This is a genomic window from Rhodopseudomonas sp. AAP120 (assembly GCF_001295845.1).
In the GTDB taxonomy this organism is placed as follows: Bacteria; Pseudomonadota; Alphaproteobacteria; order Rhizobiales; family Xanthobacteraceae; genus Rhodopseudomonas.
On record NZ_LJIC01000062.1, the window covers coordinates 20,211 to 29,803 of the forward strand.

Here is a 9,593-nt window from a genome sequence, read left to right on the forward strand (position 1 = left end):
CACCGTGAAGTGGCCGCGGCGGAGGCGGGGGCGGCCGTGGCCGCTTCCCCCTATGATTCGTCATGACCGCATGATATCGACCACCGCCAACCCTACCGACGGGCTCGATTCGACGGCGCCGCCTCCCGCGGCGCCGAATGTGTCTCCCGTCCCCGCATGATCGAGCGCGGCCGTCGTTGCCGCCGAACGGAGTTGGCCATGGCGTCAGTGAACGGATCCCCGCAATTTCAGGAAGCCTATACGTTCGATGACGTGCTGCTGAAGCCCGGCCTGTCGGACGTGCTGCCGTCCGAGGTCGATATCCGCTCGCGCATCACCCGCTCGGTGACGCTCAACGTGCCGATCATTGCGTCGGCGATGGACACCGTGACCGAAGCCCGCATGGCGATCGCGATGGCGCAGGCCGGCGGCATCGGCGTGATCCACCGCAATTTCGATCCGGAAGGTCAGGCCGCCCAGGTTCGCCAGGTCAAGAAGTTCGAATCCGGCATGGTGGTCAATCCGCTCACCATCAGCCCCGACGCCAAGCTGGCCGACGCGCTGGCGCTGATGAATCAGTACGGCTTCTCCGGAATTCCGGTGGTGACCGGCGCACAGGGCCACGGCCCGGGCAAGCTGGTCGGCATCCTCACCAACCGCGACGTCCGCTTCGCGACCGACCCGTCGCAGAAGGTGTCGGAGTTGATGACGCATCAGAACCTCGTAACCGTGCGCGAGGGCGTCAGCCAGGACGAAGCCAAGAAGCTGCTGCATCAGCATCGTATCGAGAAGCTGCTGGTGGTCGACGATCAGTATCGCTGCGTCGGCCTGATCACCGTGAAGGACATGGAGAAGGCGGTCGCGCATCCGCTGGCGTCGAAGGACGCGCAGGGCCGGCTGCGCGTCGCTGCCGCGACGACGGTCGGCGAGGGCGGCTTCGAGCGCACCGAGCGGCTGATCGAGGCCGGCGTCGACCTCGTCGTGGTCGACACCGCGCACGGCCATTCGGCGCGGGTGCTCGAGGCGGTGACCCGCATCAAGCGGATTTCCAATGCCGTGCAGGTGATCGCCGGCAACATCGCGACGCGCGAAGGCGCCCAGGCGCTGATCGACGCCGGCGCCGACTCCATCAAGGTCGGCATCGGCCCGGGCTCGATCTGCACCACCCGCATGGTGGCCGGCGTCGGCGTGCCGCAGCTCACCGCCATCATGGATGCGGTCGAGGCCTGCAAGAAGGCCGACGTGCCGGTGATCGCCGACGGCGGCATCAAGTACTCGGGCGACCTCGCCAAGGCGCTCGCCGCCGGTGCGGACATCGCAATGGTCGGCTCGCTGCTCGCCGGCACCGACGAGACGCCCGGCGAAGTGTTCCTGTGGCAGGGCCGTTCCTACAAGGCGTATCGCGGCATGGGCTCGGTCGGCGCGATGGCGCGCGGCTCGGCCGATCGCTACTTCCAGCAGGACATCAAGGACACTTTGAAGCTGGTGCCGGAAGGCGTCGAGGGCCAGGTGCCGTACAAGGGTCCGGTCGGCAACGTGGTGCATCAGCTCGCCGGCGGCCTGCGCGCCGCGATGGGCTATGTCGGTGCCCGCGATCTCAACGAATTCCACGACAAGGCGCAGTTCGTCCGTATCACCGGCGCCGGCCTGCGCGAAAGCCACGTCCACGACGTCACCATCACCCGCGAAAGCCCGAACTACCCGGGCGGTGTGTGAGGTGCGGGCCCATATCGTACTGGCGCATCCGGAGCCGGGGTCTTACAACGCTCATCTTGCCGCGACCGCGCGGCGAGTGCTTGCCGAGCAGGGATGGTCCGTCACTGTCTCTGATCTCTACGCGATGGGATTCGATCCCTGTGAAGCCGCGAAGCACTTCGCTCATCCAAACGATCCCAACCGGTTCGACGCGCAAAGCGAGCAGCGGCACGCCTCCGCGAACCACACGCTGCCGAACCACGTCGCGGAGGAGATCGCCAGGCTCGATCAGTCCGATCTTGTGATCCTGCAGTATCCGATGTGGTGGCATATGCCTCCGGCGATTCTGAAGGGCTGGTTCGATCGGGTGTTCGCCTATGGCGAGATCTACACAAGTCGGATGCGGTTCGAGAACGGCCGCTTCAAAGGCAAGCGGGCGATGCTGTCGGTGACGGTCGGCACCAGCGAGGCGACCTACGCCTACAATGGCCGTAGTGGCGACATCGACCTGATGCTGTGGCCGGTCAATTTCAACCTGGCCTATGTCGGGTTCGACGTCGTCAAGCCGTTCGTGGCCTATGGGGTCGAAAGCGGGATTCGCTATTCCGAGCCGGAAACGATCGAGGCGCGACTGCAGGACATCGTGGTGGATTGGAGCCGGGTGCTGGAAACGATCGCCGAACGCCCCAACGTGCCGTTCAATCGCATGGCGGAGTGGGGCGAGGATGGACGGATCATTTCGACTGCTCCGAGTTATTCGCCGTTCATGCGCCACCAGCCCTAGCGGAACGCAGAACTACGTTCCCCGACGTTAGCCGGTTTGTTGGCGATCTTCTCGGCAGTTGGCGAATTGGATGCAATCGCATATAATTCGGCCTCGATCCCGCTTTCTCAACAAGCCTCAAAAAAGGAAACGCAATGTCCAAGGCCAAGCGTATCGTTCTTGCCTCGCGTCCGGTCGGCGAGCCGACCGCGGCGAATTTTCGTCTCGAGGAAGTCGACGTGCCGACGCCGGGAGAGGGGCAGGTGCTGCTGCGGACGATCTGGCTGTCGCTCGATCCCTACATGCGCGGCCGCATGAGCGACGGGCCGTCCTACGCGCAGCCGGTTCCGGTCGGCGGCGTGATGGAAGGCGGCACGGTGTGCGAAGTGATCGACAGCAAGAGCGCGGGCTTCGCCAAGGGCGACATCGTGCTGGCGCATAGCGGCTGGGCGACGCACGCGGTGGCCGACGCCAAGCCGCTGCGCAAGATCGATCCGTCGCTCGGCCCGATCTCGACCGCAGTCGGTGTGCTCGGCATGCCCGGCATGACCGCCTACACCGGCCTGCTCGATATCGGCCAGCCGAAGGAAGGCGAGACCGTCGTGGTCGCCGCCGCCTCGGGTGCGGTCGGCTCGGCGGTCGGACAGATCGCCAAGATCAAGGGCGCCCGCGCAGTCGGCATCGCCGGCGGCAAGGAGAAGTGCGACTACGTCAAGAAGGAGCTCGGCTTCGACGATTGCCTCGACCACCGCGATCCGGATCTCGCCGCCAAGCTCAAGGCGGCGTGCCCGAACGGCATCGATGTGTACTTCGAGAACGTCGGCGGCGAAGTGTTCGAGGCGGTGTTTCCGCTGCTCAATGCGTTCGCCCGCATCCCGGTCTGCGGCCTGATCGCGCAGTACAACGCCTTCGAAGCACCGCCGACGCCGAAATGGGCGACCGCGATGATGCGGCACGTGCTGACCAAGCGGCTCACCATCCGCGGCTTCATCGTCAGCGACTTCGCCGGCCGCCGTCAGGAGTTTCTCCGCGAGATGTCGGAGTGGGTGCGCGACGGCAAGGTGAAGTACAAGGAGTTCGTCACCGAGGGCGTCGAGAGCGCGCCGGAGGCGTTCATCGGCCTGCTCAAGGGCGCCAATTTCGGTAAGCAGCTGGTCCGCGTCGGCGCCGACAAGGCCTAACCGCACGTGACAGCTTCGCGGAGCGCGTGGTGTCCCGGTGGGGTTGGTCCTGTCGGTGACATCTCGGGCTCCGCGCACCGCACCAGGCCGATGCCATTGGCCCGGCTGCCCCGGACCTCGCCAGGCGAGGGGCCGGGCTGCACCCGTGCCGGTTCCAGGCGGGGGCCCGATTTGTCATAGTCTGGCGGCGCGGCTAAGAGGACCCGAACAATCGGGGAGCTTTCGATGTCGGTCCAGATGGTGCTGCTGCCGGTGTTAGCGTTGATCGGGCTGGCGTTCGCGTTGTTGCTCGGAACGTTTGCAGGCCGCTTCAAGGCGATTTCGTCCGGCCAGACCAAGATGAAGGACATTGCCCTCGGCGAGCAGAATTGGCCGCCACGGGTGACGCAATTCGGCAATTGCCTGCGCAATCAGTTCGAGCTGCCGGTGCTGTTTTATGTGCTGGTGGCGATTGCGCTGCCGCTGCGGCGGATGGATCTGGTTCTCGTGCTGCTGTCCTGGGTGTTCGTGGTGGCGCGCTACGCCCATGCGGGTGTGTTCGTCACCTCCAACGACGTGCGCCGCCGCGGGCCGGTATGGCTGGCCGGTGCGCTGGTGCTTATGGCGATGTGGCTGTATTTCGCGCTGCGCATCCTGCTGCTGATTTGAACTGCTCTGTTGTGATTGAAAGTCTGCCATGACCCCCGCTGCCCGGCTGTCCGCAGCCATCGACCTGATCGCCGCCATCGATGCGCAGCGGATCCCGGCCGCCAAGGCCCTCAAGGAGTGGGGGACCGCGCATCGCTATGCCGGCTCCGGCGACCGCGCGGCGATCGCCGGCCTGGTCTGGGACGTGCTGCGCCGCCGCGCCTCCAGCGCCTTTCTGATGGACGCCGATACGCCCCGCGCGCGCGTGCTCGGCATGCTCAAGCTCGAGCGCGGCATGGATGTGGAGACGATCGCGGCGCAGTGCGACGGCAGCCGCTTCGCGCCGGAGCCGCTGACGGAGGCCGAGCGAGCCACGCTGACGACGCGCACGCTGGACGGCGCGCCGCCGCATGTGGCCGGCGATTATCCGGAGTGGCTTGACGACCAGTTCGCCGCGTTGTTCGGCGCTGAGCGCGCGGCCGAGGCCGCCGCGATGGCCAGCCGCGCGCCGCTCGATCTGCGCGTCAACACGCTCAAGGGCAAGCGCGACAAGGTGCTGGCGTCGCTGAAGCATCTCGGCGCCACCGAGACGCCGTGGTCGCCGCTGGGTTTGCGCATCGCGCTCGGCGCCGATGCCCGCAATCCCGGCATCCAGGCCGAGCAGGATTTCATCAAGGGGGCCGTCGAGGTTCAGGACGAGGGCTCGCAACTCGCGGCGCTGCTGTCCGGCGCCAAGCCCGGCGAGCAGGTGATCGACCTCTGCGCCGGCGCCGGCGGCAAGACGCTGGCGCTGGCGGCGATGATGCAGGGCAAGGGCCGGCTGATCGCGACCGATTCGGACAAGCGCCAGCTGGCGCCGATCCACGAGCGGCTGTCGCGCGCCGGCGTGCACAACGCCGAGGTGCGGCCGCCGAAGGGCGACGCCGATCCGCTCGCCGACATCAAGGGCAGCGCCGATCTGGTGCTGGTCGACGCGCCGTGCACCGGCACCGGCACCTGGCGCCGCAACCCCGACGCCAAATGGCGGATGCGCCCCGGCGCGCTGGAAATCCGGCTCAAGGATCAGGCCGAGGTCCTGGCGCGCGCGGCGCGGCTGGTGAAGCCCGGCGGCCGCATCGCCTACGTGACCTGCTCGGTGCTGCCGGCCGAAAACGTCGAGCAGGTGAGGGCGTTCGTCGCCGCCCACCCCGACTTCACCCCGACCCCGCCCGCCGAACTCGCCGCCGCGCTGTGGGACAAGGCCGACGCCTTCCTGGCCGCCGCTTGGCCGACCCCCGAAGGCCTGCTGCTGACCCCCCGCCGGACGGGGACGGACGGCTTTTTCATCAGCGTCCTGAAGCGCAAAGCCTAACCTGTTCCCCGGATGCAGCGCAGCGCGCCGCCCTTGCGGCGTGGTGCGCTGCTGATCCGGGGCCCCGGTTAAACTTCCACCGGCTGCAACCGGGGGCCCGGGTCTGCGTCGCACCGCAAGAGCGCTGCGCCGCGCCCGGGACGCGGTCGTGCATTTCGGTGAGCCATTTTTCCCCGTTGCGAGCCGCGCTGCGGTCGCGTATTTGCTGCCCATGACAGCCCCCAGCACATCCTCCGCCTCCGTGGTCCCGTCCGGGGCCGACACCTCGCCGCATGTCGCCGCGATCCACGAGAAAATCCTGATCGTCGACTTCGGCTCGCAGGTCACCCAGCTGATCGCCCGCCGCGTCCGCGAGGAGGGTGTCTATTCCGAGATCGTGCCGTTCCAGAAGGCCGAAGCCGCCTTCGCCGAGATGAAGCCCAAGGCCGTGATCCTGTCGGGCGGCCCGGCTTCGGTGCTCGACGATAACGCACCCGCCGCGCCGCTATCGATCCTCGAGGCCGGCGTGCCGGTGCTCGGCATCTGCTACGGCGAGCAGACCATGGCGCAGCAGCTCGGCGGCACCGTCGAGGCCGGCCATCACCGCGAATTCGGCCGCGCCCAGATCGAGATCACCGACGACTGCGCGCTGTTCGACGGCGTCTGGCAGAAGGGCGGCCAGTACGACGTCTGGATGAGCCACGGCGACCGCGTCACCAAGCTGCCCGACGGCTTTCGCGGCGTCGCCAAGGCGCCGGGCTCGCCGATCTCGGTGATCGCCGACGACACCCGCAAGTTCTACGCGATGCAATTCCACCCCGAGGTGGTCCACACGCCCGACGGCGCGAAACTCCTGCGCAACTTCGTCCGCAAGGTCGCGGGCCTGACCGGCGACTGGACGATGCGCGCCTTCCGCGAGGAGGCGATCGACAAGATCCGCGCCCAGGTCGGTACCGGCAAAGTGATCTGCGGCCTCAGCGGCGGCGTCGACTCGGCGGTCGCCGCGGTGCTGATCCACGAAGCGATCGGCGATCAGCTCACCTGCGTGTTCGTCGACCACGGCATGCTGCGCAAGGATGAGGCCAAGACCGTCGTCGATCTGTTCCGTCACCACTACAATATCCCGCTGGTGCACGTGGACGCGTCCGAGACCTTCCTCGGCGCGCTGAAAGGCGTCACCGATCCGGAGCAGAAGCGCAAGATCATCGGCAAGCTGTTCATCGACGTGTTCGACGCCGAGGCCAAGGTGGTCGGCGGCGCTGACTTTTTGGCGCAAGGCACGCTGTATCCCGACGTGATCGAGAGCGTGTCGTTCACCGGCGGCCCGTCGGTGACGATCAAGTCGCACCACAATGTCGGCGGCCTGCCCGAACGCATGAACATGAAGTTGGTCGAGCCGCTGCGCGAACTGTTCAAGGACGAGGTGAGGGCGCTCGGCCGCGAGCTCGGCCTGCCCGACGTCTTCGTCGGCCGCCACCCGTTCCCGGGCCCCGGCCTCGCCATCCGCTGCCCCGGCGAAATCACCGCCGAAAAACTCGACATCCTGCGCAACGCCGACGCCGTCTACATCGACCAGATCCGCAAAGCCGGCCTCTACGACAAGATCTGGCAGGCTTTTGCGGTGTTACTCCCGGTCAAGACCGTCGGCGTCATGGGCGACGGCCGGACGTATGAGTACGTGGTGGGGCTGCGTGCTGTGACGTCGACCGATGGCATGACGGCTGACTACTACCCCTTCGAGATGAGCTTCCTCGGCGCGACGGCGACGCGGATTATCAACGAGGTGAAGGGGGTGAACCGGGTGGTGTACGACGTGACGTCGAAGCCGCCGGGGACGATTGAGTGGGAATGATTCACTTCCGGCGCGGTCTATCGCGGTCTTTCTCAGAATCCACCATAAGCTATTGATATATAATTGATTTTATTGCGAAGTCTTTCGCGATGGATCGGGCGCCAGCGGCTCGGTCTGACGGTCTTTGTGACGGTCTCGGAAATCCATAGACAACCCTTCAATGGAAAGACCGTCAACACTCATTGGACAGTGTCTGCCAGGAATTTTACATAAGATATTGATATTACGTGGTAATTTATATGACTTGACGGTCTTTTTCGCGACGGACAAAATGACGGTCAAATCCACATCATCCTAGCCTTTGCGAGGCTGAGAATGCTGACCGACACCGAGCTTAAGAGCTTGAAACCAAAGGCAAAAAACTACAAGGTGACGGACCGTGACGGTATGTACGTCCTTGTCATTCCATCAGGTGCGAAAACCTTCCGAATGGACTATCGCCTGAATGGCCGGCGCGAGACGCTGACCATTGGTCGCTATGGCCCTGGCGGCTTGTCGCTCGCCGAGGCGCGCGATCGCTGTCTCGCTGCGAAGAAAGATGTCGCGGAGGGGCGCTCGCCCGCTCAGGAAAAGCAGCGCGCAAAGCGGCGCGTTGCCCTCGGCGAGACGTTCGGCGCCGTTGGTCAGCGCTGGATCAAGTTGGCACCGATGGCGGACAGCACCCGCGCTATGCGCAAGGCGATTTTTGATCGGGACATACTGCCTGTCTGGAAAAGTCGCCTGCTTACCGAGATCACACCCGACGACCTACGGGCGCAGTGCGTCAAGGTGAAGGATCGTGGAGCGCCGGCGACCGCGATTCATGTTCGCGACATCGTCAAGCAGATTTACGCCTACGCGATATTGAATGGCGAGAAGGTCCCAAATCCGGCGGCGGAGGTTGGCCCTGCTTCTATTGCGACCTTTGCCCCGAAGGACAGGTCGCTCTCGCCAACCGAAATACGGATCATGTTCGAGCAACTGAGGCACGTCCCGACGTTGCCCACCATTCGGCTTGGTCTTCGGCTTATTCTGCTCACGATGGTGCGGAAGAGCGAACTGCTCGACGCCGTTTGGAGCGAAGTGGACTTTGAGAACGCCGTCTGGAGCATTCCCAAGGAACGAATGAAGCGCCGCAAGCCGCACAATGTCTATCTGTCGCGGCAATCACTCGACATCATGATCGCGCTTAAGACATGCGCAGGAAATTCCCGCTATCTTTTGCCGTCCCGATACGACGCGGATGCTCCAATGTCGCGCGCAACATTCAACCGCATCACGGCGGCAGTTGCTGATCGCGCCAAGAAGCTCGGATTGGCCCTGGAGCCATTCACGGTCCATGATCTGCGGCGAACCGGATCAACGCTGTTGAATGAGATCGGCTTCAATAGCGACTGGATTGAGAAGTGTCTGGCGCACGAAGACGGCCGCAGCTCGCGCGGTGTCTACAACAAGGCCGAGTACGAACACCAGCGTCGTCACATGCTGCAAGAGTGGGCGGATTTGGTGGACGCTTGGGAGCAAGATCGAAATCACATGCCAGTGCTCTATCCGCCCGCAATCCAGTTTCCTGGCGTTATGGCGGCTACTGCCTGACCGGGCGCGTCTTCCGCTGGCGGACATCGGGCAGGGGCGCCCGCTTAATCAGCGACGCCTCTGACGCGCGCCGCCGTTGATCGATCCATTCTTCAACTTCTGTCAGATCCCACACGACGCATCGCGCCGTGAGATAGAAGCGGCGAGGGAACTCGCCGCGCTGCTCAAGCTCGTAGATGGTCGTGTCTGCCAAGGGTACGATCCGCCGCAGCTCAGCGCGTCGAATCGCCTTCTTCGTGGCGATCGTCATGGTGCGACGTGAGGTGTTCGTATCTTTGCTCATGGAATGATACAAACAGATCGCTGTCCCTGCGAAAAGATCGCGATGCCTTCGTGAGCGAACATGAGCGTGGCAGATCGTAGGGCATCGCAATAATCCTTGAATACGCGCAAATATTTCGGAGGCGGCGTAGTTGTCACGTCCCTCTCACCCGTAAATCCCCAGCAGCTCTGAATTTTTCATCTAGCCGCAATCATTGCCACCGCCCGCACACTCGGACGGAGCGCTTCGCGCGCTTTATCATGATCGGCAGCGGCTGGCGCCTTGCCGATCGTTGGTGGGGAGAGATGGTCTCGGCCATCTCTCCCCCG

General features: G+C 64.8%; 8 protein-coding genes. 7 read left to right on the forward strand and 1 reads right to left on the reverse strand.

The annotated features are described in order from the left end of the window. The first annotated feature begins 198 nt into the window (after positions 1-198). The 7 genes from guaB (at position 199) to IP86_RS11235 (ending at position 9,002) form a co-directional block, all read left to right on the forward strand. Positions 199-1,695 (forward strand): IMP dehydrogenase, encoded by a 1,497-nt coding sequence (gene guaB, locus IP86_RS11205; RefSeq protein WP_054162610.1) that lies wholly within the window; start codon positions 199-201, stop codon positions 1,693-1,695. 1 nt (position 1,696) lies between these two features. After that, a complete protein-coding gene (locus IP86_RS11210) occupies positions 1,697-2,458 on the forward strand; it encodes an NAD(P)H-dependent oxidoreductase (RefSeq protein ID WP_054162611.1) in 762 nt (253 codons plus the stop codon). A 134-nt stretch (positions 2,459-2,592) separates the two neighbouring features. Then, the gene (gene curA, locus IP86_RS11215; RefSeq protein ID WP_054162612.1) at positions 2,593-3,618 is read left to right on the forward strand and encodes an NADPH-dependent curcumin/dihydrocurcumin reductase; all 1,026 of its coding nucleotides are present in this window, start codon (positions 2,593-2,595) and stop codon (positions 3,616-3,618) included. 225 nt (positions 3,619-3,843) lie between these two features. Further along, the gene (locus IP86_RS11220; protein ID WP_054162613.1) at positions 3,844-4,266 is read left to right on the forward strand and encodes an MAPEG family protein; all 423 of its coding nucleotides are present in this window, start codon (positions 3,844-3,846) and stop codon (positions 4,264-4,266) included. A 28-nt stretch (positions 4,267-4,294) separates the two neighbouring features. Continuing rightward, positions 4,295-5,596: an RsmB/NOP family class I SAM-dependent RNA methyltransferase gene (locus IP86_RS11225; protein ID WP_054162614.1), complete on the forward strand. Its 1,302-nt coding sequence runs from the start codon at positions 4,295-4,297 to the stop codon at positions 5,594-5,596. A 211-nt stretch (positions 5,597-5,807) separates the two neighbouring features. Further along, a complete protein-coding gene (gene guaA / locus IP86_RS11230) occupies positions 5,808-7,427 on the forward strand; it encodes a glutamine-hydrolyzing GMP synthase (protein ID WP_054162615.1) in 1,620 nt (539 codons plus the stop codon). Between the two features lie 315 nt (positions 7,428-7,742). After that, positions 7,743-9,002 (forward strand): tyrosine-type recombinase/integrase, encoded by a 1,260-nt coding sequence (locus IP86_RS11235; RefSeq protein ID WP_054162616.1) that lies wholly within the window; start codon positions 7,743-7,745, stop codon positions 9,000-9,002. Here the strand turns inward: IP86_RS11235 and IP86_RS11240 are convergent. Continuing rightward, positions 8,992-9,285 carry a helix-turn-helix transcriptional regulator gene (locus IP86_RS11240; RefSeq protein WP_054162617.1) on the reverse strand — a complete coding sequence of 98 codons (294 nt, stop codon included), beginning with the start codon at positions 9,283-9,285 and terminating at the stop codon, positions 8,992-8,994. The genes IP86_RS11235 and IP86_RS11240 overlap by 11 nt on opposite strands. Positions 9,286-9,593: the final 308 nt, after the last annotated feature.

Bases quoted from the DNA above. Each gene is read 5' to 3' on its own strand.
- guaB (WP_054162610.1), top strand. From the start codon at position 199: ATGGCGTCAGTGAACGGATCCCCGCAATTTCAGGAAGCCTATACGTTC.
- curA (WP_054162612.1), top strand. From the start codon at position 2,593: ATGTCCAAGGCCAAGCGTATCGTTCTTGCCTCGCGTCCGGTCGGCGAG.
- IP86_RS11220 (WP_054162613.1), top strand. From the start codon at position 3,844: ATGTCGGTCCAGATGGTGCTGCTGCCGGTGTTAGCGTTGATCGGGCTG.
- IP86_RS11225 (WP_054162614.1), top strand. From the start codon at position 4,295: ATGACCCCCGCTGCCCGGCTGTCCGCAGCCATCGACCTGATCGCCGCC.
- guaA (WP_054162615.1), top strand. From the start codon at position 5,808: ATGACAGCCCCCAGCACATCCTCCGCCTCCGTGGTCCCGTCCGGGGCC.
- IP86_RS11235 (WP_054162616.1), top strand. From the start codon at position 7,743: ATGCTGACCGACACCGAGCTTAAGAGCTTGAAACCAAAGGCAAAAAAC.
- IP86_RS11240 (WP_054162617.1), bottom strand. From the start codon at position 9,285: ATGAGCAAAGATACGAACACCTCACGTCGCACCATGACGATCGCCACG.